Consider the following 24,238-nt stretch of genomic DNA (forward strand, 5'->3'; position numbering starts at 1 on the left):
ACACTGCCGTCACCGCCCGGTCAACTCGCCGAGATAGCGGCCGATGTCGTCGAGGAAGACACCCATCATGATGCCGAGGCTGCCGAACAGGATCAGCATGCCGATGAGGACGGAGGCCGGCACCGCGATGAAGAAGACCTGCATCTGCGGCATCAGGCGCGAGAGCACACCGAGCCCGACATTGAACAGGATGCCGAACGCGATGAACGGCGCCGAGATCTGGACCGCCAGGAGGAAGCCCCGCGCCATCGCCCGAAGGGCGAGCTGGGCCGCCTCCCCCATGGCCAGCACACCGCCGGGCGGCAGCATCACGTAACTTCGCCCGATGGCGTCGAGAGCCACGTGGTGCAGATCCGTGGCGAGGATGAGGGTGATGCCGAGCATCATCAGGAAATTGCCGAGCGCCGCCTGTTGGCCGCCCTGCGTCGGGTCCACGGTCATCGCGTAGGACAGGCCCAATTGCTGCGAGACGATGACGCCCGTGGTCTGCAATGCGGCCAGCACCATGCGGACGGTGAGGCCGAGAACGAGCCCTGTCAGCAATTCGCCGATAAGAAGCGAGATCAATCCGGGGGCCGCGAGGGTGGCGCCCTGCATCGGCAGGAGCGGGCGCACCATCGGGAACAGGATCAGCGAGACCAGCAATGCGAAGGCGAGGCGGATCCGCGGCGAGACGGATTGTTCTCCGAGCCCCGGCAGCAGCATCATCAGCGTGCCGATACGCGCGAAGGTGAGCAGGTAGGCCGCTGCGATGCCGGGCAGAAGCAGGTTCATGACCCTGCATAGCAGCGCCCGGCCCGGCGCGTCACCCGCCGGACACGATGCGGGCGGCGATGCGGGTCATGTAGCCGGCGAGCGCATCACCCATGAAGGGCAGCATGAAGAGAAGCGCTGCGAAGACCGCGACGATCTTGGGCACGTAGATGAGCGTCTGTTCCTGGATCTGCGTCAGCGCCTGGAGCAGCGAGACCACGAGACCGACGACCAAGGCGACGATCATCAGCGGTCCTGCGACCTTGAGAAAGACGAAGATCCCGTCCCGGGAGACGTCGAGGATGGCAAGGCCGGTCATGGAAGTGAGCTCGCGGATTGTTTCGGGGCGGCGGCAATGTCGGCCGGCATCTCATCTGCGCCCTCATCCTGAGGTGCCGGAGCAGAGCGGAGGTCTCGAAGGAGGGCTCCAGTTCGCTCGCCGGGCTCTGGAGGGCTCCTTCGAAGCTCGCTGACGCGGGCACCTTATGATGAGGAGGCGGGTAGGAGGGCAACGAAAGGCGGTGGCGACTAAATCTGCATCCGCATGATTTCCTCATAGGCGGAGATCACGCGGTCCCGGACGGCGACCAGGGTCTGGAGTGCCGTCTCGCTCTCCGCCACGGCGGTCACCACATCGACGACGTTGGCCTTGCCGCCCGCCACTGCCAGGGTTTGCGCATCGGCCTTGGCGCCGCTCTCGCCGATCTTGTCCAGGGCCGAGGAAAGAAGCGACGTGAAGCCGCCATCCGCTGCCGAAGTCGGGGCGATCTTGGGCGCGCCGCCCTTCATGCCGCCGATATTCTGGACGGCGGCGTAGGCTCCTGCGGCGAAGGCGTTGGTCGGCATGGCGGCGGACTTTCGGAGGGAGAGGAGCGTCAGGCCTTGAGGATGGCGAGGGTGGCGTTGATCATCTTGCGGGTCGCGGTGACCATGTTCAGATTGGCCTCGTAGGAGCGCTGGGCCTCGCGCATGTCCATGTTCTCGATCAGCCCGTTGACGTTGGGCATCCGCACTTCACCGCGCGCATCGGCGCCGGGATTGCCGGGATCGTATTTGGTGCGGAACGGAGAGGGATCGCGCCTGACCCGCCCGGCCTCCAGCATCGACGCGCCGGTCTCCCGGTCGATGTGCTGGGTGAAGGTCGGGATCTTGCGCCGATAGGGTTCGGCGCCGACCGCGCTCGGGGCCGAATCAGCATTGGCGATGTTTTCGGCGATGATCCGCATCCGGCCCGACTGGGCCTTTAGCCCGGATGCGGCGATGGTCAGGGATTTGAGGAAGTCCACGGCAGGTTCTCCGCAAGCTCAGAGGGCGGGACGATCAGCGCTTGCCGATGGCGATCTTCAGTTTGTCGAGGCTCTTCTGGTACATCGTCGCGGCGAATTGATATTCGGCCTGGTTGTCACCCGCCTTCATCATCTCCTCCTCCAGGTTCACTCCGTTCCCGCTCGGCCTGATCTCGAAGCCATTGAACCGGCGGGGATCGGCACCCGGTCCTTCGGGACCGCCGTTCAGGGCGATGTGGGCCGGGCTGGTGACCGCGAGGCCCGAGTTGCCGCCCATGGAGCCTGCCGGCTGAGCGAGGTCGCCGGCTCCGTTGCCGAAGCGCGGGCTCGCGAGATCACGCGGTTTGAAGCCCGGCATGTCGGCGTTGGCGACGTTCTCCGAGAGCAGCTTCTGGCGCGTCTGATGCCATTGCATCCGGGTGCGGAGCATGGACAGGATGGGAAGGTCGGTGACGGACACGGTGCTCGAAGCCCCTCGGCGCCGCCGGAATCTCCCGGAGCGCTGGGCAAAATCTGCCGCCTCCATGGTTAATGTTCGGTTAAGAACATTCCTGGACGCGACCGGCGTTCGGGGCGGAAATTTTGTGTTAACGAAGTCTTAAGGAAGAATGCCTGACCAAAGGCTGACCGGGAGATCGGCTCCCGCACGCGCCGCCCAATCAAACCGAGTTAGCAGAAAGCTTTGATACGGCCTGATGTGCCGTTCGTGAACGATGACGGGTCCGTTTTCGCTCCTCCTCCAACACATAGCTGAGCTTTACCAGGACCATGGGACATCCCCCGCCTCTGCAGAACGGATTATGCCAGATGGCCAGACGGAGGCTGATATTATAAATTTACATTTTTACTGATTAACAGGCTGCCTGGATTTCGCTTGCGCCCTTAGGGTTCTTATTTCGGCTGGGCATAGTGTATTCGCTGATCAACAGATTTAGTCTCTTCGTTCAGGCGAGGACGAAGAGCGCCATTTCGCAATGAAATAAATGGCAGCCATAATCAGCAGAATCGGGATGCTAAACCATAGCCATCCCATATCCGGGTAATGGCTGCCCGCTGGGCTGGGGGCCGGTTGGGTCCGACCCGCTTCGGTATGTGGTTGGTCTACGGATTGTGCGAGTGAAGCAGTCGTAGTCACCACCCATATTGCTGGGGTAAGTCGTCTCGCCTTGGACATGACGGATCACTTTCACGCTGACAGTTGCGAGGACGCGACAGCCGGACGCTGATCAGGGGGTCGGTACGGCTTCATCCTGCTCGACCGCGTTGGTTATCTCGTCTCCCGTCATCCATTGCACCCCTGCGGGAGAATGAATGGCATGCGCGAATAAACCCATTTGAAGTTTCGTTTTGGCGGCTGCCAGGGCCTTCTCGGAGCTTTCATGCTCCTCGTGGTTCCATTGCCCGCCGGCTCGGTTGGTGCTGTCGCCCCATTGCAAGATCCACATCGCGTGCTCCTTCTTTGAGGATCAATCCTGCAATACCCCCGGCTGGTTCCGCGTACGGTGTCGGACAGTGATGGGTCGGCAATCAGATTGACCTTCGGCCTCTCTCAGCCGTCCTTCAGGCTCGAACCCGATGCGTCCTTGCGAAGAGCGCGGCCAGAGCCGCGAGGCAGGCCGTCAATCCCGCCGGGAAGATCAAGGCGAAGATACCGATCGCGCTGTAGACGGCGGCACCGCCAATGGCTCCGATCAGCAGGGCCAACCAAACTGCGGCATCACCAATCCAGCCCAGCGGCGGTCCCGTCTTCGTGAAGGCAGCGGCGATCTTTTGACCCAGGCTGAACAGCGCCCCAGTGATGAACGTCGTTCCCGCTCGGAAGCCCTGCACCGAGCCGAGAACCGCGTTCTGTGCGCCCATGGCGAGAGCCAGGAAGAACGACACCAGACCTAAATCAGGCAGTTGCAGCCCGAGGGCGAACGCTCCGAAGACCAGGATGGCCTCGTAGGTCAAAACGATCGTCGTCTTCCAAGGCGCGGGCGTGACGATCGACAGGCCGCTGGCAATGGTCGACCCGAGCAGGAACGTGGCGATCAGGACTGCCGGTTTTACGATGCCGTCCACCGCACCGTGAGAGATCGACACCCCCATCTGTGTGGTGTTGCCACTCATGAACGATGTGTAGAGCCCGGTGAGCTGAATGAACCCGATGGCATCGATGTAGCCCGCCAGCCCGGTGAGCAGCAGGCCGAAGGTAAGTTGCGACGGTCGGTTCAAGATCCCGCTCTTTGATACGCCCACACGGTTCGCGACGCTGCCGGTCTACCTTGCCGTCCTGACGGCGTCTGGCGCAAGAGCCGAATGGGTGCGGCTCCCGACACGTTAGAACAGGTCGCCGGGTGATGGGCCGGCTGGACTATTGAAGGACGCCGTTGCCGGCCAAGAGGTCATGCGGATGTTCCTCAGCGGGAATACGACGCTGCTCATTGGATGGATGGTGACGGGAGCGCGAGGCGAAAGGGAACACTGACCGCCGCCGGCTCCCATAACGGTGGCCGACGTGCCGCCGTTCCTGCAGGTGCTGCGCGCGCGGCAGTCGACGTGATGAAGGAGTTCCGTGGCCTCGCCCCCGGCAGACCGAGGTCACTAACCGGATCGCAAAGACCGTCCGGGTCATCCATGACCAGGGGGAGCCTCACAGCGGGTTACTGACCGCAATCGTGTGAGAGCGAGCAATCGAGAACCAAATGCACAGATGCGATGCACGTGTTCAGCGCGCCCTTACAGCATACTGGACCCGACGCTGCGCATCCCGACTTTCGGTCATTCCGACAGCACGATCTGGCCCCGCCCGGTGAAAACCGGAGCGGGGTTTCCTTAACGCGTCTTTGCGCAGCGGTGTCTGCTGATCAGTAACCGCGATAAACCGGGCGACCGTAGGGCCGGTAGTAGGGGCGGGCGTAAGGCCTCGCATAGCCAGGGCCATAGAAGCGGCGCGGGCCGTGATTGATGGAGCCGTTGCCGCGGCAGCGCCCGGTGAAGCGGTCAGGGTAATAGCCGAGGCCGCAATATCCCGCCGCCTTGGTCACAAGCCCGTTCTCCAACGCGCCGGCAGCCGGTGCAGCGGCGAATGGGGCCGCCTGTGCGGCACTGCCGAAGCCAATGGCGCTGGCCACGATCGCAATCGCAGAGAGCATTTTGTACGTCATCGTTTTCCTCCAAATCCAACCTTAGGCTGGGCATTTCGATGAGCCCAAGCCGTCGCTCCAAGGAACCTATACGCCAACTCGATGAATGCGGCATGAGGACCAGTCAGCCTTCACCAGCCCGGTTCACACCACGGCGGATTCTGGTTTTCAATCGAACCAGCGACGAGGCGTGAATCCATAGACGGCCAGGAGCGCCAGCATCGCAAGCAGGAATGGCAGATCGTAGAGAAGCGCTAAGATCAGCAGGCCAAAGTAGCCGATGGCGGTCGAGGCCATGATAACCGCGACATACGGGCTCATTGCTTAGTGCCCCTTCCGAGTTTCCCGCTGCCTGTTTTCACAGCTTGTCCAACTTGGTCATCAATCAGACGGTTCGGTGCATTCGGCAAGATAATTCTATTTCAGCCTTGTACAAACTCATGGTTGCCCATACAAGGCTAGATGAAAAGAAATCTCAAGTTGTATAATTCAAGATCCAATGAAAAAATCAGCCGGACGTCTTATAAATAAGATTTCCGACGTCTTGTTATCTGCGTGGCCGGGTCGAAAGCTGCGAAGAATAGAAACTGAAATCGCCAGAATGGAGTGTATTATTGAAAAAGAAACAATGATGAGTTCACCTAAACAGGATGTAATTAAAAATGCAGAGATAGTGCTTCTAAAACTCAATGGCGACAAAACAAAATCACGAAAGAAAAGTCGTCATACTATATAAATATTGTATAATAATAAAATTGTTCTAGTATTATGATATATAATACGTCAGTATATCATACAAGCACAATTGCCATTACCGTAAGAGTTCCTAAGTTGCATAGTCAGATGCATGTCGGTGGAACGCCTCATCCGGTTATGGAAGTGCGGAGTAAGGCGGATCGAAATTTTGCCTTGTGGAACGAGGCGACGGGAAACCCTCCGTAAGATCCCATCTTTCGAACGAGATGCGATAGATTTCTGGCCTTCTTACTTGATACATCTCCTCCGCAAGGCAACGTGAGAATGAAAGCCCGTAGCCTGACGAGACATGCCCGTGAATACGCTAAGCTGATGCTACAGCCGGCCTTTCGATTTCCGAATTGGATTTGAAGCAGCGGAATATCCAACGGATCCCTAGCGCGCCAAGTGCGGTCGCTGCGCTCCAGCCCAACGCGCTATCACGCGGTAGGTACGTGATCAGCCCAAACCATATCTGATAGCTCAGCCATAAGAGTACGAGCCCCGCGATTCCCTTGAGGGGCCTTACGACATATCGCGATTGTGTCGGCACCATTGCTCTTGGCCCCCAAGTCCTGCCCATCCAGGCAGTTCGAGCTTCACCGTTAATATATGCGCGCTCGCACAGATGACGTGAGACAGGATCCTGCTCGAACATCCGTCTCGCCCAGTCGTTGGTCTCGTTGAAGACGCCACCGAGGACACCATGACCGAGAAGAAAACGCCCCAAACCGATGAGGCAGGCCCAACGGCTGCGCCGGACGCTCAGGATCCGCTGAACGTACCAATGGATCAGGTCATCACGAAAACCTCGAAGATCGAAGGCAGCCATACCCAGGAAACCGTCGATCCGGCCGAGCGGCTGTCTGATGATCCCGAGGGGCAGAACGATCTCGCTTGACCCTCTGCGTGTTGCGAATTCTATCCCGCATGGCTCCGGCCACGCGGGGCATTTCGCTCATCGCTCAACGGGTCAGGCAGCCCCGACCTCGAATTCCATCCCCCGCCCGGGACCCTGGTCGGTATAATCGACCAGAACGTACCCGCGCTCAGCCAAGTCCGCTTCGAGGATATCGCGGTGCTTCCGGTACATCTGGCCGATCGCCAGGGGTGTCAGTCGGGGGTTGCCGCGTCGCAATTGCTCGACGCCGATGCTCACCGGCGCTCCTTCGCGGTCGGCGATCCGAGCGAGGGCCAGCGCCAGATCGGCGGCCTTCGTCTCCGAGGCTGATTTCGCTTTAAACGCCATCGCGGTCCCATTCCCTCAAGCCACCCGCAGGGCTGAGCCGGCTTACTCGAACCTTAGGCTTCAACAACTGATCGAGGAAACCCGCGGGCCTTAACCCCTCGGCCTAATCCGAAGCACGAAGGCTGTTGATGAAACGCCTCGCTATCTCGCGCACAGCCTCATCATCTCGGGTGTCGTCATGAGCCTTGTCCCAAAGATGATCCACGCTGCGGTCGAGTTCGTCCAGTAAGTCCGGGTGGCGCTGGGAGACGAACCGAATCGTGCCAAACAGCAGATGCTCAATCGCGATTTCCCGGCGGTTCGCATCCGCGATCTTGTCCGAGGTCGGGGTGTGAGGCGCATTTGTCATAAACTCACAACGTCACGCACCCTCGCTAGGTTCGCCACGCGAACCCGGTACGAGTGCCGCAGCACCGTGCGTTTGCGGCACGCGAGACGAGGCAGATATCTCGACACAGGACTCGCGGCTCGAACGGTCATCCGCTGCGTCTAACGCTTCACCGTCCAGATCGGCACGGCACCGTGCGGTCGCCCCGGCACAGTCCGAAAGTATCGCGTCCGCTCGAAACGGATGAAGTCCGGCTCGACCTTCGACACGAGATCGCTACTCAGAACGAGGGCTCCGCAGAAATCGGAGCGGATCACGCCGAGTTCGGGGTGCACGCCGAACAAGCCCAGCGTCGTCCAGCCGAGACGGCCAGCCTCGTCGGCGTACTTGTCGAGGAAGTCCAGGGCCGCGGCATGGACGCCCTGCCAATTCTGTACCGTCAGCCCAGGGCAAGGGACCACATTAGGCTTCATGCTGAGGAAGGCTTCACGCCACGATTGGGGGCTGCCCGGTTCGATCTTGAAGGCGGGTGATGCAGACATGGGGCCCGGCAGTTGTGATGGGCCGGACGGAATAGGGGGCGCGGGGCGGAGGCGCTATGCCCGATGCATCACAGGTGACGGCCCAACGTCATCATCCAATCAGTCCGAAGCGGTGTAGGAGATTCTGTCCATCAAGGCCGCGGCGAACGATTCCCGATGGCGGGCGTTTAAGGCCATGCTTGCGCGATCGCCCCTTCGACAGTCTCATTCCAGGGCATCGGCTATCGCCGATCGTTTCGAGGCTGGAGACGTCACGGCGGGGCTGACGCTCGCAGGCGCCAAGGATCATCCGGCCGTTCGAGCGCTAGGGCTAGCGAGCGAAATCGGGAGTTGGAAGTCGCTGCTCGCTCTGTCGGCTGGTGCTTTGGCCTTGGGCATCGTGAAGCGCGATCGCCGCCTCGCACAGGCAGGCCGACACATGCTCCAGGCCGGTATTCTGGCGAGCGTCGTGAAAACGAGCTTGAAACGGACGGTGCATCGAACGCGCCCAAACGTCCTCATGGATGAGGGGATTTACGCGCGAGGGTGGCCCGGAACCGGCAACGGACCATGGCAATCCTTCCCCTCGGGCCATTCCGCCCTGAGTACTGCGGTCGCTTGTGCCGCCGCTCGAGTCTATCCTGAGGTCAAGGGTGCCGCGTATGTCACCGCTGCCGGGGTTGTCGCAGCTCAAGTTCTACGCGGGGCGCATTTCCCCGCAGATGTGTTGACAGGCGCTCTGATAGGTCTTGCCGCAGAATCGGTGGTCAATAGGCTCACGACGCAAGGCCCGAGGACGCGTTCCTAGCCAAGTTCCCCCACAAATAGGTCGGCTCGCTCCGGCTGTCTCTCGCTTCTCAACCTGTGCAAGCAATGTGCAGGCTCGTTTAGATTATTATCGCGACGGATTTGTTTTCAGCACCGAGACGACCGGCGCGCGATAGTCATTCCGCCGGATCGCGCCGTGCTCCGGCCGCCACAACCTTCATCATGGTGTCAGGCAGCGGGCGCTGTAGCTCGAGGGCGATCTCGGTCGGCGCTTCGAGCCACGTCCGCCACTCCTCCGGTGTCGTCAACAGGACCGGCATGGCCTTCGGGTGAACCGGGCCGACGATCTCATTGGCCTCTGTCGTGAGGAACGAGAACAGCCGGTGCTCGGCCTCCTCGCGGTCGGGGTTCTCGGCCTTGGTACCGCGCACGCCGGTCCAGGGACGCCAGATGCCGGCGAAGGCGAAGAGCGGACGGTCGTCATCGAGGGCGAACCACGTGGGCGTCTTCTTCGGCTTGGTGTCGGCGTACTCGCTGAAGGAAGAGACGGGGACGAGACAGCGGTATTCCGGCTTGAGCCAGGGCCGCCAGTGCGGGCTCTTCACATTCCGGACGTTTGTGACCGGATGCTCGCCGTACTGCTTCGGACCTGGGATGCCCCATCGAAACATCTCGAGGGCTTGCCTGCCATCCTCGATCCGCACGATGGGCGCCATCTGGTCGGGGAAGATGCCCGGCATCCTCGGGAGGTTTCCGGCGCGATCCTCCGCAACGCCGAATGCTTCACGGATGTCTGCCTGCGAAGTGATGAGGCTGTAGAGATTGCACATTCCAGCACCATTCTGCCGCAGCTACGAACGGCCTTCTGTCACGTTAGCCGAGGCCCTCAGAAGGACAGACGATGACCTCAGACCCACGCACCGCCGGCCCCCGCCCGCCTTTCCCCGGAGACCAGCAGCAGGAACGACCTGGCTTGACCTCGAAGATGACGCCAGTGCCGGACCATGGTGAGGAGAGCTATGTCGGCAAGGGGTTGTTGATCGGCAAGGTCGCCTTGATCACGGGTGGCGACAGCGGAATCGGACGCGCGGTGGCGATCGCCTATGCCCGTGAAGGAGCGGATGTCGCAATCTCCTACCTGCCGGTTGAGCAGTCCGATGCGGAGGAGACCGCTCGGTGGATCGAGAAGGCCGACCGGCGTGCTCTGTTGCTGCCGGGCGATCTACGCGACGAGGCGCATTGCCGTGAACTCGTCGCTCGCACCGTCGAAGCGCTGGGTGGCATCGACATCCTGGTGAACAACGCAGCTGCGCAGACGGTCAACGAAGAGCTCGACGACGTGACGTCGGAGGATCTCGAAGGGTCGTTCAGAGCCAATGTGTTCGCCATGTACTACCTCTGCCAAGCGGCTGTACCTCACATGAAACCCGGCTCCGCGATCGTCAATTCGACCAGCCAGCAGGCCAAGATCGCCGATAAGACGATGCTGATCTACGCAGCGACAAAGGGCGCCATCGCGAGCCTCACCATTGGCTTGTCGAACTTGCTCGCCCCCAAGGGTATTCGGGTGAATTGCGTGGCGCCCGGCCCGATCTGGACACCCATCCAACCCATCGTGAAAAGCCCGGAGCAGATCGAGAAGCTCGGAGAGGACACCCCCCTTGGCCGAGCGGGTCAGCCTGCCGAGCTCGCGCCGGCCTATGTCCTTCTGGCTTCGCGCGAGGGCAGCTACATGGCGGGCGCGTTGGTGCCGGTGACAGGGGGCACTCCCATGTTCTAGTCGGGCGGCACATCCCCGCATCGTCGAAAACGGCCAGCGCGTCACTGTGGGGCTAAGCGAGTTCCGTGAGGCGGCGGCTTGCCGGTAGCGGGGTGCGCGATCGACCTACAGACCTCTCTGAGCTGATTTCTCCTCTGTACAGGATCGCACCAAGTCGGAACCAGTACGGCCTTATGGGCATGACCTCATGTTCCTCCCCTGAACGGACTTCGCCCGCCCGGCTCATGCCGCGGCGGGCTTTTTGTTTCAGATGAACGCCTCACTGGTCATCGACGACTGGCTAGATGGGCACAATAATTCCATCGACCTTAGCAATACACTCGCCAAGCAAACGATCACTGGCGTGTTGCCGCTCAGCTGCTTGAGCTCGTGCGATCGCTCGCTTCTTGGGTGACCAAGCATTTCTGTAAGCTCGGTCATACACGTCAAATAGCACTGGTCGCTGGCGGTCCCGGCTGCTCTTGGCCCTACCGCGGTTATCGCGTGCCGGGCTTTTTCTGTGGGCAACGGCATTCCTGCAATTTCAGCGAGCAGGGGAACGTGCGTTAACCAAATCAACGAGTTACCGTAAACGAAATCTTAACGTTATTGCCTGTGACCGCCCCAAGCGTGATATCAGGACAACCTGTGCGTATGGCCTCGGCCAGAAACCCGAAAGAGCCCGATCTTGTCAGCGTTCTTTAATTCGGACGGCTCGTTTCCGCTCCAGTTCCTGATCATCTTCGCCGTCATCTTCGCTGTGCTGGCCGCGATCGTGCTGGTCTTCCGGCGATTCTCGGGAAGGGGCATGGCGTTGGCCAAATCCGGCCCCCGCGGACGACAGCCCCGCCTCGGTATCGTCGATATCTACGAACTCGACAGGCAGCGGCAACTGATCCTGCTGCGCCGGGACAATGTCGAGCATCTGCTTCTCGTCGGTGGCCCCAACGACGTCATCGTAGAACGCAACATCCATCGCGGCGCCGGCGCCCGCCTCCCTGTCGACGAAGTGGCCAAGGCCGATCCGCTTCAGGAGGAGTCGGCCTTCGAGCCCGCGCGGCCGACCGAGCCTCCGGTGTTCCAGGCGCCGGTCTTTCAAGTGCCGGATCTGCAGCCGCCGGCCCCCCGTTCTCAAGTCTCGAAAGCTCAGGCCTACAGCGAGCCGAGTTCACCGGCAGCGGCGCCGGAACTGGCGGCAATGCCCAAGCCGCGCGGCGATGCTCCCGAAGAGCCGAAGACCGCTCCGAAGCCCAGCAAAGCCGACATCATCGCCGCAAAGGCGGCCCGTCGGAATCCGCCGCCGCTCGCGAACCTCAAGGCCGAAGCCCCCGACCGTCAGCGCCCCACGGAGACACGCTCGGATGCGGCCGATGAACCGTCTGTGCCCGCCGCGGCAACACCGAATGCCAACGAGGTCGTTGAAGCCCCCCCGACCCCGGTCGCGCCACCGGTGACCGAGCCTGTGCGCACCGAGCCGCCGGTTCGTCCACAACCCACGGCGAAACCCGCCCCGGTGGTCGAGCAGGTTCCCGCCGTTCCGCCGCCGCTGGCGCGGCCGACGAGTTCCCGCCCGGTGGATGCGGCGATCCTGTCCGACATGGCAAGGCAGCTCGAAGAGGCTCTTCGCCGGCCATCCGCCGCGATTTCTCCGTCGCCGCAGGCCGTGCCGCCGAAGGCATCCACGCCGCTGGCGGAGCCCAAGCCTGCGCCGAGGCCTGAGCCGGTTCTCGATCCGATGACGAAAGAGAAATCCGCCCCTGATCGGCCCGTGGATCCGATTGCGGCCGCCATGGCCGAGCCCGCAGACGCCGAACCGCCGCAGGCCGCGGCGCCTCCCAAGGCCGATCCATCGACGGTGAAGCCGAGCCGGGACGAGCCCGTTCCGAGTGAGTCTGCTCCCGACGCTCAGGAAAAGAGCGGACCGGAAGTATTCTTGCCGGCACCACCATCTCCTCTCCCAGCCGCTCGGGAGCCGGCGAGCAAGGAGCCGCTGGCCCCGCGGCGCGCCACTCCCGCCGCGCAGAATCCATTCTCCGTGGAGGAGATCGAGGCCGAGTTCGCGCGGCTGCTTGGGCGTCCCCTCGACAGGAAGGGCTGAGACCAGCGCCTACTCGGCCGCAGAGCGTGACGGAAAGCCCTTTCCGTCATTGGCCAGTGTGGCCGGCAGGGCAAATACCCCCTCGGTGGGCTCGTCCTTCCGCCCGATGAAACGGCCGAAGAGTCGGGCGAAAAGGCGAGACAGGTCGTCGACCAGGACGAAGATGGCCGGCACGAAGATCAGCGACAGGCCGGTCGAGACGATGAGGCCGCCGATGACCGCGACGGCCATCGGCGCGCGGAATTCGCCACCGATGCCGAGCGCCATGGCCGACGGTACCATGCCCGCCGCCATGGCGATGGTGGTCATGACGATGGGGCGGGCGCGCTTACGCCCCGCATCGATGATCGCGGTGGCGCGATCCACGCCCCGCGCCATTTCCTCGATGGCGAAATCCACCAGCATGATCGCGTTCTTGGTGACCACGCCCATAAGCATCAGGATGCCGATGACCACCGGCATCGAGATCGGCATGTGGAAGATCAGGAGACCGAGGATCGCTCCCCCGATGGAGAGAGGGAGCGAGAACAGGATGGTGAGCGGCTGAAGGAAGTTTCCGAACAGCAGCACCAGAACGCCGAAGACCATCATCAGTCCCGCGCCCATGGCGAGGGCGAACCCTTCGAACACCTCGCCCATGATTTCCGCGTCGCCGGTCTGGCTGATGCTCACGCCCGGCGGCAGGTTCTGCGCGGTCGGCAGCGCCATCACGGATTCGATCAGGGTGCCCAGCGCGTCCGAGCCTTCCATGTCGGCCTCCAGGGCCACGCGGATCGAGCGGTCGTAGCGGTCGATCGCCGTGGGACCGCGACCGAGGCTGAGATCGGCCACCGTGGAGAGCGGAACGGAGGCGCCCCCCTTCACCGGGACTTTCAGGCTCTCCAGCTGGGACAGGTCCCCGCGCAGGGCGAGCGGCAGCTGCACACGGATCGGCACCTGTCGGTCGACGGCGTTGAACTTGGCGAGGTTGGCACCGATGTCGCCGATCGTCCCCACCCGCACGGTCTCGGCGATGAGATCCGTGGAGACACCGAGATCGGCGGCGACGCCAGCTTTGGGGCGGATGCGGATCTCGGTACGGTCGAGCGGTGCCGTGGAAAGTACGTTGACGAGGTGGGGCACGGTGGTCGCCTCACGCTGCAACTGCGCCGCCGTCTCCGAGACGAGGCGCAGGTCCGGCCCCGAAATGATGAGCGCGAGATCGCGCTGCCCGCTGTCTCGCAGCGACCAGAACCGGATGTCGGGCTCCTCCCGCAGGATCGCACCGATGACGCTGTCGAGCTGCTTCTGGGTGCGGTGGCGGGCGTTCTTCGGCGTCAGGTTGATGGTGAAGCTCGCGAGCCGCACCTCCTTCTTGGCCGGCAACTGGCGGCCGCCATCCACGAACACGCTGCGGACTTCAGGCAGCGCCCTGATCTTGTCGACGATGCCGTCCGTGACGCGGGTGGTGTCGGCGAGGCGGGCACCGGGCGGCAATTCCACGACGAAGATCGTTCGTGCCGCATCCTCCGCGGGAAGGAAGCCGGCGGGTAGCAGCCCGGTGGACATGATCGACCCGGCAAAGCACGCGAGGCCGACGACCAGCGTGACGTATTTATGCCTGACGGACCAGGCGACCACGCGGGTATAGGCCCGCATCACAGGCCCCTCGCGCTCGTGATCGGGTCCGTGATCGCGCAGGAAATAGGCGGCGAGCAGCGGCGTGATGAGGCGCGCCACCAGCAGGGACATGAACACGGCCGCCGCGATGGTGAGGCCGAACTGTTTGAAATACTGACCGGCGATGCCGCTCATGAAGGAGACGGGTGCGAAGATCGCGATGATCGTCGCGGTGATCGCGATGACAGCGAGGCCGATCTCGTCGGCGGCTTCGAGAGCCGCCCGGTAGGCGGATTTCCCCATCCGCATGTGCCGGACGATGTTCTCGATCTCCACGATCGCATCGTCCACCAGAATGCCGGTCACGAGGGTGATGGCGAGCAGGCTGACGGCATTGAGCGAGAAGCCGAGGGTACTCATCACCCAGAAGGTCGGCAGCACCGAGAGGGGCAGCGCGATGGAGGCGATGAGCGTCGCGCGCCAATCCCGCAGGAACAGGAACACGACGATGACGGCCAGCGCCGCGCCTTCGATCAGGCTCAGCATCGCCGAATGGTAGTTGCCCACCGTGTTGATGACGGAGGTGTCGATTAGGTCGAACCGGACACCGGGATTCTTCGCCGCGAGATCGGCGATCTTGCGAGCCACCGCGCTGGCGACCTCGGCATCGCTGGCGCCCGTCGCACGCGAGATCGCGAAGGCGACGACGGGCTCGCCATTGAAGCGTGCGAAGGTGCGCGGCTCCTCCGAGCCGTCCACCAGCGTCGCCAACTCGTCCAGGCGGACCTTGCGGTTGCCCGGTACGACGATCGAGGTCTGCGCCAGGGTATCGAGGCTGGCGGCACCGGCCAGCGTCCGGATCGACTGTTCCTGGCCGCCGAGTTCGCCGCGCCCGCCCGCCATGTCGGCCGAGGTGAGGCGGAGCTGGCGGTTCACGTCCGCCGCGGTGATGCCGAGTGCCAGGAGCCGGTCGGGTTTGAGTGTCACACGGATCTCGCGAGCGACACCGCCCAGACGCTCGACGCCGCCGACGCCTTTCACGCCCTGGACCTGCCGGGCGATCACGTCGTCGATGAGCCAGGACAAGTCTTCCGGCGTCATCGCCGGCGCCGAGGCGCCGTAGACCATGATCGGCAGCCCGGCGATCTCGACGCGGCTGATGATCGGCTCGTCGATGGTGCGCGGAAGCGTCACCCGCACCTTGGCGATGGCGTCCTTCACGTCGTTGACGGCGCGGTCCACGTTCACTTCGAGGCGGAACTCGATGGTGGTAGCCGAGACGCCTTCCGAGATCGTCGAGATGATGTGCTTGACGCCCTTCACCCCGGCGACCGCATCCTCCACCACCTTCGTCACCTGGGTCTGCAGCTCGGAGGGAGCCGCGCCGGCCTGGGTGACCTGGATCGCCACGATCGGGATGTCGATGTTCGGGAATTGCGTGATCGGCAGCGAGCGGAAGCTGACGAGCCCGAGGATCATCAGGACGAGGAACAGCACGATCGAGGTGATCGGCTTGCGGATCGCCCAGGCTGAGATGTTGAGGCGCATGGGCTGACGGGTCCGATTCTCAGCGCGACGTCACGGAGGCGGCGGCTTCGGCTTTCGGCTGCACCGGTCTGACCCGGTCGCCATGGCGAAGGAAGCTGCTGGCCCGCGCGACGACGGCCTCACCGGATTTCAACCCCTCGCGGATTTCCATGAACCCGTCCGCCGCGAGGCCGGAGACGACCTTGCGGGCCTCCACCGTGCCGTCATTCACCACGTAGACGAGGGCCGAGCCATCGATCCCGTAGAGTACCGCGGAGAGGGGGACGGCCACGGAATCGCGCCGCGCCACCTCGACCTTGCCGCGCGCGAAGGCGCCGATGCGCAGGGCCGGGTCGCGGTCGAGGCTGATACGGATCTTGCCGAGGCGCGTCAGCCGGTCGATCTCGGGGTCGATCCGTCGGACCTTGCCCGTCACGATTCGCCCCTGATCCGCTTCGAGGCGGACGACATTGCCGAGCATGATGCGCGGCATCCAGGTTTCCGGCACTTCGCCTTCGAGTTCGATCTCGCCGCGCGCGATAAGCCGGAACAACGGTTCGCCCGTGGATGTCGCCGCCGCGCCGATCCGGGCGGTGCGGCGGCTGACGATGCCTCCGTCGGGCGCTTTGATGTCGGTGCGCGCGCGCTTGAGGGCGATTTCGTTGCTCTGCGCCCGCGCCGCCGCGAGATCGGCCTCGGCGAGTTGCAAGCCGCCCTTCGCCGCGGCGAGCCGGCCTTCGCCGCCTTGGGCTGCCGAGACCCGCTGCTCCAGCACCGCCGCCGTGGCGTTCCCGGTCTTGATGAGGGAGCGGGCGCGTTCCAGCGCGAGGTTGGCCTCGATCTGCGCGGCCTCGGACTGGACGATCTGGCTACGGGCCTGAACGATGGCCGCCTGCGCCTTGGCGATGGCGGCGGCGTTGGCCGCCTCCTGCGTGGCGATCATCTCCAACGAGAGCCGGGCCAGGACCTGGCCCTTCGTGACCTCTGCCCCTTCCTCCACCAGCAATTCGGTGATGCGGTAGCCCTCGATTTCAGGCGCCACCAAGATCTCGTCGCGCGGGACGAGCGTGCCGGTGACCACGGCCTGCTCGACGATTTCCCGGCCGGCGGCCGGCACGATGGTCACTGCCGGGGCTGGCGCGGTTGCGCCGCTCACCGGCGGCGCCTCAACCGCCCGAGCCGTTGAGGACAATGCCAAGAGCATGAGGATCGAGAGAAGCTGAAGCAGGCGCATGGAAACGTAGCTCACCGTTCAGCGGAGAAGTCTGGATGACCCAGGCGAAGCGAAGCCGCCGCGCTTGTCTCTTCTCTAAGACGCCGGCCTTTTCATGACGCACGATCAATAGAGGTTTCGCGCTGGCCTGAGCTTCGATCATCCGAGTCGCAGACTTGCGACGGCAGCCTGGCAACCGGGCTGGCGTCATGACTGCTTGGCGAAAGCCTTTTCCAGGAACTTCGCGGCCGAGAGCGCACGAGCATCGTCCCCGAAACGGGCGATGATCTGCACGCCGAGCGGGGCCCCCTCCCCCGGCACGGGGATGGTGACGCAGGGCACTCCCATCAGCGTCCAGAGCCGGTTGAAGCGGGAATCCCCGGTGGAGGCGTACCCCTCCGGCGCCCGGCCCGGGGCCGAGACTGTCAGCAGGATGTCGAGATCGGAATCGCGCAGGATGTCCCGCAGGCTGCGCCTCGCATGATGAGCGACCCGCCGGGCGGCATCGTAGTTAGCGGCCTCGATGGTCCGGGCGGTGTCGAGATGGTCGCGCAGGAGCGGTGGCAGCGAATCGCGGTGGGTTTCGTATTCCCAGGCTAGGGCTTGCGCCGATTCGAAATCCTGGATCGTCGCGTGCGCATCGAAGGCATGGCGGAACTCGTCGGGCAACGCGAAGTCGCGGATGTCGGCACCTGCTGATTCCGCCATCACCCGCGCCCGGTCGAGAACCTGCAGCGCGTCGGGTTCGGCGGCCTCACAATACTCGGGAACGAGGAGGCCGATCCTTGGAATCGGCCCCGTCCCGTCGATCTCCGGCCGGCCGGCGATGAGGGCGAGGGCATGGGCAGCGTCGGCTGCGCTCGCGGCGAACAGGCCGAGTGTGTCCAGGGTCCAGGAGAAGCACTTCACGCCGACCGTCGGCAGCAGCCGGAACGAGGGTTTCACGCCCACCACGCCGCAAAAGGCCGCTGGCCGGATCACCGAGCCGCCGGTCTGTGTTCCCAATGCCAGCGGCAGCATCCCGGCGGCCACCGCCGCTGCCGAACCAGCGGACGATCCACCCGGGGTCCGGCCCGGCGCGCGGGGATTTCGTGTCTCCGTGGGATCGACGAAGGCGAAGGCGGTCGTCGTGGTCTTGGCCAGGGGCACGGCGCCGAGACGCTTCAGACGCGCCACGATCGGCGCATCGGCGTGCGGCTGCCAACCGGCATAGATCGACGATCCCATCTGCGTCGGGAGGTGCGCGGTGTCGATGATGTCCTTGATGCCAACCGCGATGCCGGCGAGCGGGCCCGTATCGGACACCTGCGGGGTTGCATCGGTCGCCACGAAGGCACGGACCGACGGTTCGTGCTCCGCTATCGCGTCCCGGGTCCGCACGATGGCCTGTGCGGGGGTGAGCGTTCCCGCCTCGATACGGGCGCGGAGGGACAGGAGCGAGAGCATCGTCATCGGGTGGCTCGCTGGGGCACGATGAAAGGGAGAACCGGCGGCTTGTTCAAGGAATCGCCATCGGGAGCGGGTGTCACAAGCGTGTCTCGGGCCGCTCGACGAACAGTCGAGGTGATGCCAGGAACGTCGGGAAGCGTCCAGCACATCACGGTGGCGCTGGTGCTGCGGCCTTGCAACTTCTGCGAGAGTTTTTGATTCCCGCTCAGCTTTGGTCTCGCTCATGCATGGCGGTTGCGTCACCGGTGGGCGACGATGACAAGCGTGCCGGAGACACGCCCGTGGCCGAAACGCTGCGAAGAGGGATGCGAGTGGGCGATGGCGGGAATTGAGACGCAGGTGGCCAAGGATCGCGTGGGAATGATGTGCCAATCCCTGCGCCGCGCCATCGTCGAGCGCGCGCTGGCGCCCGGTGATCGCCTGCCGGAAGATGCCCTTGGCGACCGTTTCGGCGTCAGCCGCACCATCGCGCGGCAGGTGCTGGGGCAACTCGCCGGTGAAGGGCTGGTGGAACTCCGCCGCAACCGGATCGCCATCGTGGCGACGCCGAGTTGGGAAGAGGCACGCGACACGTTCGAGGTCCGCATCTCCCTCGAGCGCCTCGTGGTTCAGCGTCTGGCGGGTCGCCTGACCGCCGAACAGGAAGCGATTCTGCTCGCACATATCGACGAGGAGGACGCGGTCCGTGGCGGACCGGAAGCCCCATCGATCCGGCTCGCCACCGAGTTTCACCTCCTGCTGGCGCGAATGACCGGCAGCCCCGTCCTCGTCCGCTACGTGGCCGAGCTCGGCTATCGCTGCGCGCTGACCCTCTCGCTGTACAGCCGGCCGCATTCCTCGGATTGCGCGGTCAACGAACACCGCGAGATCGTGGCCGCGCTGATGGCCGGCGACGTCGACCGGGCGACCTATCTGATGGATCATCACCTCGATGCCGTGGCGGTGCGTGCGCACATCGTCGCCGAGCCGCCGCGCGAGCGTGACCTCCGCCGCGTCCTGGCGCCCTACGTCACCGAGAAGAGTACTTTGCGACGCCGGGCCGGTTGATGGAGGGCGCTGCCCCGACTGTCAGGCGGCCTCCTGCTCGAACGGCATGATCCTCTCGATATCGGCGCCGATCTCCCTGGAAAGCAACTCGATCTCGAACCGTTTCTGCAGATTGATCCACAGGTCGGGACTGGTCTTGAAGAACCGCCCCAGCCGCAGTGCGGTATCGGTCGAGATGCCGATTTCCTCGGCTGCGATGCGTTCGATCCGGGTTCGTGGCACCCCGCAGGCTCTGGCGACCCTTCCGGCGCTGAGACCGAGGGGGAGCATGAACTCTTCGCGGAGAACCTCCCCCGGATGCATGGGCGGGAGAACCATGTCGGTTTGGTCATCGAGCGGCATGGCGGTGGTGTCCCTCATTGCTGGTGGTCGTCTCAGTGGTAATCGATGATCTCCACCTCGGCCGGTCCTGCCTCGGTCCACTGGAAACACACACGATAGGCTCCGTTGATCCAGATAGCGTGTGTACCGGCGCGATCACGAAACAGCGGGTGTAGTTTGTTGCCCGGCGGCTGCTTCAGGTCGTCCAGCGTGCTCGCGGCATCCAAGTAGCGAAGCTTGCGGCGGGCGGCACTCAGGATCGACGACGGGATGCCCTTCGGCTGGCGACCGTGAAAGACCGCCTCCGTTGCGTCGTCGGCAAAGCTCAAGATTGCCACTGCGTCACCAACGTTCATCCATATTGAATGTATCTGTGGATGATACATTTCGTCAAGCTCTTGTATCTATCAGCGATACGCTCGTTTGCCGCCTCGACGCGATTTTCATGGCTTGGAGGCGGCACCGCGTGACGCAGTCAATCCGGTGGCTTTAATCTCTCGGCAACCCTGAAAGCCTAGGCCCCTCTCCTCGGACCGTCGGCCCTGACAGGAGAAGCCCGCCTTGCGTGAACCTTTCGTTCCCGATGCGCTGGCCGAGCGGCTGCGGGCCAAGCGGCGCAATACGAGGCCGGTGGCGGCCCTGGTCTGCGAGCCCGCGAAGCCCCTCTTCGCCGAGTTACTCGATGGGCGCGGGCATGGCACCGGGCAGTTCGTTCGTCTGTCGCAGGGAATGGTGGAGCGCATCGCGCGGGTGATGCGCGATGAGGTGGTCGGCGAAGGGGCTTGACCATTCGGTGAGGCCGCATCCCGCCGGGCAGTGTTCCGGTTCGGCGCGAACGGCCTTACAGAGCCCGCGATGGACCTGAGACCCTACCAGCGCGCCAGCCTCGACGCCCTCTATGCCTCGTGGCGCAACGAGACCGGCGACGGGCTCATCGTCCTGCCCACGGGGGCGGGCAAGGCCTTCGTCATCGCGGCCCTGGTCCGCGAAGTGCTCACCGAGCGTCCCGGCGCGCGGATTGCCATCGTCACCCATACCCGCGAGCTCATCGCCCAGAATCATCGTGAGCTCATGACCTACTGGCCGGCTGCGCCGGCCGGTATCTACTCGGCCGGCTTGAACCGACGCGAAACCGCGACGCAGATCCTGTTCTGCGGCATCCAATCGGTCTGGAACCGCTTCGACGCCATCGGTGCCTTCGATGTCGTGGTGGTCGATGAAGCCCATCTGATTCCGCGCGACGCGGAGACTCGCTACGGCCGGTTCCTCGCGGCCCTGCGTGCCGCCCGACCGGAGCTGAGCGTCGTCGGCCTCACCGCGACTCCGTACCGCCTCGATAGCGGCCGCCTCGACGAAGGCGAAGGCCGCCTGTTCGAACGCATCGTGTATGAGGCCAATGTCGGCGACCTGATCCACCAGGGCTATCTCGCCCCGCTGATCTGCAAGGCCACCGCCACGGCGCTCGACGTGTCTGGCGTGGCCAAGCGCGGCGGCGACTACATCCCGAGCGCCCTCGAGGCGGCGGTGAACCAGGATTGGATCACCCGCGCGGCGGTGGAGGAAATGGCCGGTTTCGGCCGCGACCGCCGGGCCTGGCTCGCCTTCTGCGCCGGTGTGGCCCATGCGGAGGCGGTGCGCGATGCGGTGCGGGCGGAAGGCTTCAGCTGCGAGATGGTGACGGGTGAGACCGGCAAACGCGATCGCGACCGGATCGTGCGCGATTTCACCGCCGGAAGGCTACGCTGCCTGACCTCGGTCGGCGTCCTCTCGACTGGATTCAACGTGCCGCGCGTGGACCTCATCGCTCTGCTGCGGCCGACCCAGAGCACGGGCCTCTACGTCCAGCAGGTGGGCCGTGCGCTGCGGACCGCGCCGGGCAAGTCCGATGCGCTGATCCTCGACTATGCCGGCCTGGTACGGATGCACGGGCCGGTGGATATCGTCACCGCGCGCAGTGCCGCCGCGATCAAGGGCCGAGAGGGAGAGATCCGGGCCAAGCCCTGCCCCGGCTGCGGCGCGCTCATCGCTCTCAATGCCAGCACCTGCGAGGCGTGCTGGGTCGAGCCGGACGAGACCGACGAGGATGGGCCGAACCATGAGGCCGCGGCCGACGACGAGCATCCGATCCTCTCCCGCGCGGTACCGGTCTGGCGCGGCGTCTCCCGGTGGCGGCTCGGCCGCCATGCTTCATCCGGCAGCCTCGACGTCGAGTTCCAGACCGATGACGGGTCGAGTCACCGGGTGCGGATCGCCTTGGAGCAGGCCGGTTACCCCCGGGAGAAGGCAGTGCAATGGTGGCGGCAGCTCGGCGGTGGCCGCGACGTGCCGATGACGGTGGCCGAGGCGCTGACGCGGATCGACGATCTCACCCGGCCCTCCGCGATCCTGATCCGTGCCAACGGACGACTGTCCGAGAGCATCAGCTATCGCTTTCCGGATGGCCGCACCTTCGTCGACACGCGGCGGCTCGCCGGAGCCGACGCCTGAGGGGGGCGCCTAAGCCGAGACGCCGTGCTTCGTGAGCAGTCGTTCGGCACTGTCGTTCCATACTTCCATCGTCACGATCAGACCGTCACGTACCGTGAAGCGGTCGACGTAGCGATTGCCTTCGAACGGCGTTCCATCCGGCCATTCGCCGTAAAGGGTGCCGAGGCTGTAGACCGTGGTGACTCCCTCTCCCGGCACCACGTCCAGACGCTCCATGCGCTTCTTCACCCAGGCATAGCGGCTCGCGTTGAAGGCCGTCACCTCGCGGGGATGCCGGAAGACCCGGGCGCCGGTGAAGACGATCTCGATCCCCGGCGCCATATAGCCCGCGGCGGTTTCTGGGTCGGGCACCATGGAGGCTTCCAGATAGGCGGTGACGATGGCCGCATCGGTGTCGGTGGTGGTTTCTGCCTCGGTCGCTTGGGTCATGCTCTGGTCTCCGTTCGATCCCGACACTGCTCCGAGCTCGCAAAAAGTGCATGCAATAAGTGTATGCAGTTTGGCGTGAAAGCAGGCATCGCAATCCGCGCTTTTGGAATTAGATAAAAGATATCAACGCTTTGACAAATGGCACGGTGGTTGCGGTAATGGGTCCGATTCCTCCGGAGAGCCGTCCATGCGCAAGCACAGCCCATCATCGCTGACCCGCCGCCTCGCCCTCGGGGCGACCGCGTTGGTCGGTCTCGCGTTCGTCGCGCCGGTGCAGGCGGCGGAGACAATCAAGATCGGCCTCGTAACCGCTTTGTCTGGCCAATCCGCCAAGTCCGGCGAGGCGATCTCGCGAGGCATCGGTCTCGCCATCGACGAGGTCAACGCTGCCGGCGGCGTTCTAGGGCGGCCTCTGGAGCTCGTGGCGCGGGATGACGAGGCCAACCCGTCGAAGGGCGTGCTGGCCGCCCGGGAGCTGATCCAGCGCGTCGGCGTCGTCGCCCTGGTCGGCGGTCTCGATACCCCGGTCTCGATGGCGATCGTGCCCATCGCCAACCAGATGAAAGTGCCTTTCCTCGGCCCCTGGGCGGCGGGCACCGGCATCACGCGCAACGGTGCCGCCGACAACTACGCCTTCCGCGTCTCGGCGGTGGATGCCCTCGTGGACGAGGCTCTCGTCGCCTATGCGATCAAGACCCATCAGGCGAAGAAGCCCGGCATGATCCTCGTCAACAATGCATGGGGCGAGTCGAACCAGCAGGGTCTGACGGCGGCCTTGAAGACAGCCGGTCTTCCTGCCGCCGGCATCGAGAAATACGAGGCGTCCGATGTCGACATGGTGCCCCAGCTGACGCGGCTGAAAGAGGCCGGCGCTGACACTCTGTTCCTGGTCGGCAATGTCGGGCCCTCGGCCCAGGTCGTGAAATCCCTCGACCGGATGGGGTGGAGCGTACCCGTCGTGTCGCATTGGGGGCCTGCCGGCGGTCGCTTCGATGAGCTTGCCGGCCCGAGCGCCGCCAAGGTGCATTTCATTCAAACCTTTACCTTCGCTGGCAATTCATCGCCAAAGGCGATGGCCGTGCTCGATGCCCTGAAGGCCAAGTATCCGGCGATCAAGTCCATGGCCGACGTGACCCCGGCCGTGGGCATCGCCAACGCGTACGACGCGACGCATCTCCTGGCCCTCGCGATTGGCGAGGCCAAGTCCACAAAGGGGCCGGACGTGCGCGACGGCTTCTACAAGATCGCCACCTATCCCGGCCTGATCAAAACCTACGACAAGCCCTTCGCCCCGGACCGTCACGACGCGCTCGGCCCACAGGATTACGTGTTCACGCGGTTCAAGGACGGCGAGATCGTCGCCGTGGCGAACTAAGGGAGCGGCCATCGCTGTTCATCCCACCCGCGACCTCATCCTGAGGCGCCGCGAAGCGGCCTCGAAGGAGGTCTCCAGAACTCACTGTGCGAACCGGACGCCTCCTTCGAGGCCTCCGCTTCGCTGCGGCGCCTCAGGATGAGGTGGCTGGGTGGGATGGACCACA

Annotated in this window: 28 protein-coding genes; 8 read left to right on the forward strand and 20 right to left on the reverse strand. The window is 64.1% G+C overall.

Annotation, left to right across the window (positions count from 1 at the left end):
• Positions 1-9: 9 nt before the first annotated feature.
• From fliR to ACYQML_RS22325, 9 genes are all read right to left on the reverse strand, one after another.
• Entirely contained in the window at positions 10-774 is a 765-nt protein-coding gene (fliR, locus tag ACYQML_RS22285) for a flagellar biosynthetic protein FliR (protein ID WP_461234079.1), read from the reverse strand.
• 31 nt (positions 775-805) lie between these two features.
• A complete protein-coding gene (gene fliQ / locus ACYQML_RS22290; protein WP_027174271.1) occupies positions 806-1,072 on the reverse strand; it encodes a flagellar biosynthesis protein FliQ in 267 nt (88 codons plus the stop codon).
• Positions 1,073-1,281: 209 nt separating this feature from the next.
• A complete protein-coding gene (gene fliE, locus ACYQML_RS22295) occupies positions 1,282-1,599 on the reverse strand; it encodes a flagellar hook-basal body complex protein FliE (RefSeq protein ID WP_056432623.1) in 318 nt (105 codons plus the stop codon).
• A 29-nt stretch (positions 1,600-1,628) separates the two neighbouring features.
• Positions 1,629-2,039, reverse strand: coding sequence for a flagellar basal body rod protein FlgC (gene flgC, locus ACYQML_RS22300; RefSeq protein WP_461234080.1), 411 nt, complete (start codon positions 2,037-2,039; stop codon positions 1,629-1,631).
• A 34-nt stretch (positions 2,040-2,073) separates the two neighbouring features.
• Positions 2,074-2,499 carry a flagellar basal body rod protein FlgB gene (flgB, locus tag ACYQML_RS22305; RefSeq protein WP_056432617.1) on the reverse strand — a complete coding sequence of 142 codons (426 nt, stop codon included), beginning with the start codon at positions 2,497-2,499 and terminating at the stop codon, positions 2,074-2,076.
• Between the two features lie 766 nt (positions 2,500-3,265).
• Positions 3,266-3,484, reverse strand: a complete 219-nt coding sequence (locus ACYQML_RS22310; protein WP_056432614.1) for a hypothetical protein — start codon at positions 3,482-3,484, stop codon at positions 3,266-3,268.
• A 115-nt stretch (positions 3,485-3,599) separates the two neighbouring features.
• A complete protein-coding gene (locus ACYQML_RS22315; RefSeq protein ID WP_056432611.1) occupies positions 3,600-4,256 on the reverse strand; it encodes a YoaK family protein in 657 nt (218 codons plus the stop codon).
• Positions 4,257-4,888: 632 nt separating this feature from the next.
• Positions 4,889-5,188 carry a hypothetical protein gene (locus ACYQML_RS22320; protein WP_419952220.1) on the reverse strand — a complete coding sequence of 100 codons (300 nt, stop codon included), beginning with the start codon at positions 5,186-5,188 and terminating at the stop codon, positions 4,889-4,891.
• Positions 5,189-5,335: 147 nt separating this feature from the next.
• Complete coding sequence (locus ACYQML_RS22325; RefSeq protein ID WP_200919207.1) at positions 5,336-5,488, reverse strand: hypothetical protein; 153 nt, start codon at positions 5,486-5,488, stop codon at positions 5,336-5,338.
• A 1,120-nt stretch (positions 5,489-6,608) separates the two neighbouring features.
• Between ACYQML_RS22325 and ACYQML_RS22330 the strand changes: the two genes are divergently transcribed.
• Positions 6,609-6,803, forward strand: a complete 195-nt coding sequence (locus tag ACYQML_RS22330; RefSeq protein WP_156467913.1) for a hypothetical protein — start codon at positions 6,609-6,611, stop codon at positions 6,801-6,803.
• Positions 6,804-6,875: 72 nt separating this feature from the next.
• Here the strand turns inward: ACYQML_RS22330 and ACYQML_RS22335 are convergent, their stop codons facing one another.
• The 3 genes from ACYQML_RS22335 to ACYQML_RS22345 form a co-directional block, all read right to left on the reverse strand.
• Positions 6,876-7,151 (reverse strand): adenylosuccinate synthase, encoded by a 276-nt coding sequence (locus tag ACYQML_RS22335; protein WP_461222837.1) that lies wholly within the window; start codon positions 7,149-7,151, stop codon positions 6,876-6,878.
• A gap of 103 nt (positions 7,152-7,254) precedes the next feature.
• Positions 7,255-7,500: a hypothetical protein gene (locus ACYQML_RS22340; RefSeq protein ID WP_461234081.1), complete on the reverse strand. Its 246-nt coding sequence runs from the start codon at positions 7,498-7,500 to the stop codon at positions 7,255-7,257.
• A 140-nt stretch (positions 7,501-7,640) separates the two neighbouring features.
• Positions 7,641-8,021 carry a hypothetical protein gene (locus ACYQML_RS22345; RefSeq protein WP_461234082.1) on the reverse strand — a complete coding sequence of 127 codons (381 nt, stop codon included), beginning with the start codon at positions 8,019-8,021 and terminating at the stop codon, positions 7,641-7,643.
• A gap of 418 nt (positions 8,022-8,439) precedes the next feature.
• Here ACYQML_RS22345 and ACYQML_RS22350 point away from each other — a divergent pair, with 418 nt between their 5' ends.
• Positions 8,440-8,808 (forward strand): phosphatase PAP2 family protein, encoded by a 369-nt coding sequence (locus tag ACYQML_RS22350; protein ID WP_246748016.1) that lies wholly within the window; start codon positions 8,440-8,442, stop codon positions 8,806-8,808.
• 136 nt (positions 8,809-8,944) lie between these two features.
• Here ACYQML_RS22350 and ACYQML_RS22355 read toward each other — a convergent pair whose 3' ends face one another.
• The gene (locus ACYQML_RS22355) at positions 8,945-9,598 is read right to left on the reverse strand and encodes an SOS response-associated peptidase (RefSeq protein ID WP_461234083.1); all 654 of its coding nucleotides are present in this window, start codon (positions 9,596-9,598) and stop codon (positions 8,945-8,947) included.
• Between the two features lie 71 nt (positions 9,599-9,669).
• On the opposite strand from ACYQML_RS22355, the gene ACYQML_RS22360 reads away from it, so the two are divergent.
• Both ACYQML_RS22360 and ACYQML_RS22365 read left to right on the forward strand, forming a co-directional pair.
• Entirely contained in the window at positions 9,670-10,548 is an 879-nt protein-coding gene (locus ACYQML_RS22360) for an SDR family oxidoreductase (protein ID WP_461234084.1), read from the forward strand.
• A gap of 667 nt (positions 10,549-11,215) precedes the next feature.
• Complete coding sequence (locus ACYQML_RS22365) at positions 11,216-12,625, forward strand: hypothetical protein (RefSeq protein ID WP_461234085.1); 1,410 nt, start codon at positions 11,216-11,218, stop codon at positions 12,623-12,625.
• 9 nt (positions 12,626-12,634) lie between these two features.
• Here the strand turns inward: ACYQML_RS22365 and ACYQML_RS22370 are convergent, their stop codons facing one another.
• Genes ACYQML_RS22370 through ACYQML_RS22385 form a run of 4 tightly spaced genes read right to left on the reverse strand, consistent with a single transcriptional unit; the run spans position 12,635 to position 18,410 of the window.
• A complete protein-coding gene (locus ACYQML_RS22370; RefSeq protein ID WP_461234086.1) occupies positions 12,635-15,772 on the reverse strand; it encodes an efflux RND transporter permease subunit in 3,138 nt (1,045 codons plus the stop codon).
• Between the two features lie 19 nt (positions 15,773-15,791).
• Positions 15,792-16,985, reverse strand: coding sequence for an efflux RND transporter periplasmic adaptor subunit (locus ACYQML_RS22375; protein WP_461235765.1), 1,194 nt, complete (start codon positions 16,983-16,985; stop codon positions 15,792-15,794).
• Entirely contained in the window at positions 16,918-17,127 is a 210-nt protein-coding gene (locus tag ACYQML_RS22380) for a hypothetical protein (protein ID WP_461235785.1), read from the reverse strand. The genes ACYQML_RS22375 and ACYQML_RS22380 overlap by 68 nt, the downstream gene beginning before the upstream one ends.
• Positions 17,128-17,171: 44 nt before the next feature.
• Positions 17,172-18,410, reverse strand: coding sequence for an amidase (locus tag ACYQML_RS22385; RefSeq protein ID WP_461235766.1), 1,239 nt, complete (start codon positions 18,408-18,410; stop codon positions 17,172-17,174).
• A 321-nt stretch (positions 18,411-18,731) separates the two neighbouring features.
• Between ACYQML_RS22385 and ACYQML_RS22390 the strand changes: the two genes are divergently transcribed.
• Positions 18,732-19,460 carry a GntR family transcriptional regulator gene (locus ACYQML_RS22390; RefSeq protein ID WP_461234087.1) on the forward strand — a complete coding sequence of 243 codons (729 nt, stop codon included), beginning with the start codon at positions 18,732-18,734 and terminating at the stop codon, positions 19,458-19,460.
• A gap of 21 nt (positions 19,461-19,481) precedes the next feature.
• On the opposite strand, the gene ACYQML_RS22395 is transcribed toward ACYQML_RS22390, so the two are convergent.
• Together ACYQML_RS22395 and ACYQML_RS22400 are read right to left on the reverse strand one after the other, a co-directional pair.
• Positions 19,482-19,802, reverse strand: a complete 321-nt coding sequence (locus ACYQML_RS22395; protein ID WP_461234088.1) for a HigA family addiction module antitoxin — start codon at positions 19,800-19,802, stop codon at positions 19,482-19,484.
• 32 nt (positions 19,803-19,834) lie between these two features.
• Positions 19,835-20,167 carry a type II toxin-antitoxin system RelE/ParE family toxin gene (locus tag ACYQML_RS22400; RefSeq protein WP_461234089.1) on the reverse strand — a complete coding sequence of 111 codons (333 nt, stop codon included), beginning with the start codon at positions 20,165-20,167 and terminating at the stop codon, positions 19,835-19,837.
• Between the two features lie 175 nt (positions 20,168-20,342).
• Here ACYQML_RS22400 and ACYQML_RS22405 point away from each other — a divergent pair, with 175 nt between their 5' ends.
• Both ACYQML_RS22405 and ACYQML_RS22410 read left to right on the forward strand, forming a co-directional pair.
• Entirely contained in the window at positions 20,343-20,567 is a 225-nt protein-coding gene (locus ACYQML_RS22405) for a hypothetical protein (protein ID WP_056432575.1), read from the forward strand.
• Between the two features lie 69 nt (positions 20,568-20,636).
• A complete protein-coding gene (locus tag ACYQML_RS22410; protein WP_461234090.1) occupies positions 20,637-22,268 on the forward strand; it encodes a DEAD/DEAH box helicase in 1,632 nt (543 codons plus the stop codon).
• A 9-nt stretch (positions 22,269-22,277) separates the two neighbouring features.
• On the opposite strand, the gene ACYQML_RS22415 is transcribed toward ACYQML_RS22410, so the two are convergent.
• Complete coding sequence (locus ACYQML_RS22415; protein ID WP_461222826.1) at positions 22,278-22,697, reverse strand: nuclear transport factor 2 family protein; 420 nt, start codon at positions 22,695-22,697, stop codon at positions 22,278-22,280.
• Between the two features lie 187 nt (positions 22,698-22,884).
• On the opposite strand from ACYQML_RS22415, the gene ACYQML_RS22420 reads away from it, so the two are divergent.
• On the forward strand, positions 22,885-24,072 hold the full coding sequence (locus tag ACYQML_RS22420; protein ID WP_461222825.1) for an ABC transporter substrate-binding protein: 1,188 nt from the start codon (positions 22,885-22,887) through the stop codon (positions 24,070-24,072).
• Positions 24,073-24,238 lie beyond the last annotated feature (166 nt).

Source organism: Methylobacterium sp. CM6244 (assembly GCF_054817885.1).

What these genes read in the sequence shown, in the direction of transcription:
- ACYQML_RS22360 (WP_461234084.1), top strand. Translation starts at nt 9,670, where the DNA reads ATGACCTCAGACCCACGCACCGCCGGCCCCCGCCCGCCTTTCCCCGGA.
- ACYQML_RS22335 (WP_461222837.1), bottom strand. Translation starts at nt 7,151, where the DNA reads ATGGCGTTTAAAGCGAAATCAGCCTCGGAGACGAAGGCCGCCGATCTG.
- ACYQML_RS22370 (WP_461234086.1), bottom strand. Translation starts at nt 15,772, where the DNA reads ATGCGCCTCAACATCTCAGCCTGGGCGATCCGCAAGCCGATCACCTCG.
- ACYQML_RS22325 (WP_200919207.1), bottom strand. Translation starts at nt 5,488, where the DNA reads ATGAGCCCGTATGTCGCGGTTATCATGGCCTCGACCGCCATCGGCTAC.
- fliQ (WP_027174271.1), bottom strand. Translation starts at nt 1,072, where the DNA reads ATGACCGGCCTTGCCATCCTCGACGTCTCCCGGGACGGGATCTTCGTC.
- ACYQML_RS22385 (WP_461235766.1), bottom strand. Translation starts at nt 18,410, where the DNA reads ATGCTCTCGCTCCTGTCCCTCCGCGCCCGTATCGAGGCGGGAACGCTC.
- ACYQML_RS22395 (WP_461234088.1), bottom strand. Translation starts at nt 19,802, where the DNA reads ATGCCGCTCGATGACCAAACCGACATGGTTCTCCCGCCCATGCATCCG.
- fliE (WP_056432623.1), bottom strand. Translation starts at nt 1,599, where the DNA reads ATGCCGACCAACGCCTTCGCCGCAGGAGCCTACGCCGCCGTCCAGAAT.
- ACYQML_RS22320 (WP_419952220.1), bottom strand. Translation starts at nt 5,188, where the DNA reads ATGACGTACAAAATGCTCTCTGCGATTGCGATCGTGGCCAGCGCCATT.
- ACYQML_RS22310 (WP_056432614.1), bottom strand. Translation starts at nt 3,484, where the DNA reads ATGTGGATCTTGCAATGGGGCGACAGCACCAACCGAGCCGGCGGGCAA.
- ACYQML_RS22340 (WP_461234081.1), bottom strand. Translation starts at nt 7,500, where the DNA reads ATGACAAATGCGCCTCACACCCCGACCTCGGACAAGATCGCGGATGCG.
- ACYQML_RS22380 (WP_461235785.1), bottom strand. Translation starts at nt 17,127, where the DNA reads ATGATCGAAGCTCAGGCCAGCGCGAAACCTCTATTGATCGTGCGTCAT.
- ACYQML_RS22410 (WP_461234090.1), top strand. Translation starts at nt 20,637, where the DNA reads ATGGACCTGAGACCCTACCAGCGCGCCAGCCTCGACGCCCTCTATGCC.
- ACYQML_RS22345 (WP_461234082.1), bottom strand. Translation starts at nt 8,021, where the DNA reads ATGTCTGCATCACCCGCCTTCAAGATCGAACCGGGCAGCCCCCAATCG.
- ACYQML_RS22330 (WP_156467913.1), top strand. Translation starts at nt 6,609, where the DNA reads ATGACCGAGAAGAAAACGCCCCAAACCGATGAGGCAGGCCCAACGGCT.
- ACYQML_RS22390 (WP_461234087.1), top strand. Translation starts at nt 18,732, where the DNA reads ATGGCGGGAATTGAGACGCAGGTGGCCAAGGATCGCGTGGGAATGATG.
- ACYQML_RS22400 (WP_461234089.1), bottom strand. Translation starts at nt 20,167, where the DNA reads ATGTATCATCCACAGATACATTCAATATGGATGAACGTTGGTGACGCA.
- fliR (WP_461234079.1), bottom strand. Translation starts at nt 774, where the DNA reads ATGAACCTGCTTCTGCCCGGCATCGCAGCGGCCTACCTGCTCACCTTC.
- ACYQML_RS22415 (WP_461222826.1), bottom strand. Translation starts at nt 22,697, where the DNA reads ATGACCCAAGCGACCGAGGCAGAAACCACCACCGACACCGATGCGGCC.
- ACYQML_RS22420 (WP_461222825.1), top strand. Translation starts at nt 22,885, where the DNA reads ATGCGCAAGCACAGCCCATCATCGCTGACCCGCCGCCTCGCCCTCGGG.
- ACYQML_RS22355 (WP_461234083.1), bottom strand. Translation starts at nt 9,598, where the DNA reads ATGTGCAATCTCTACAGCCTCATCACTTCGCAGGCAGACATCCGTGAA.
- ACYQML_RS22350 (WP_246748016.1), top strand. Translation starts at nt 8,440, where the DNA reads ATGCTCCAGGCCGGTATTCTGGCGAGCGTCGTGAAAACGAGCTTGAAA.
- ACYQML_RS22375 (WP_461235765.1), bottom strand. Translation starts at nt 16,985, where the DNA reads ATGCGCCTGCTTCAGCTTCTCTCGATCCTCATGCTCTTGGCATTGTCC.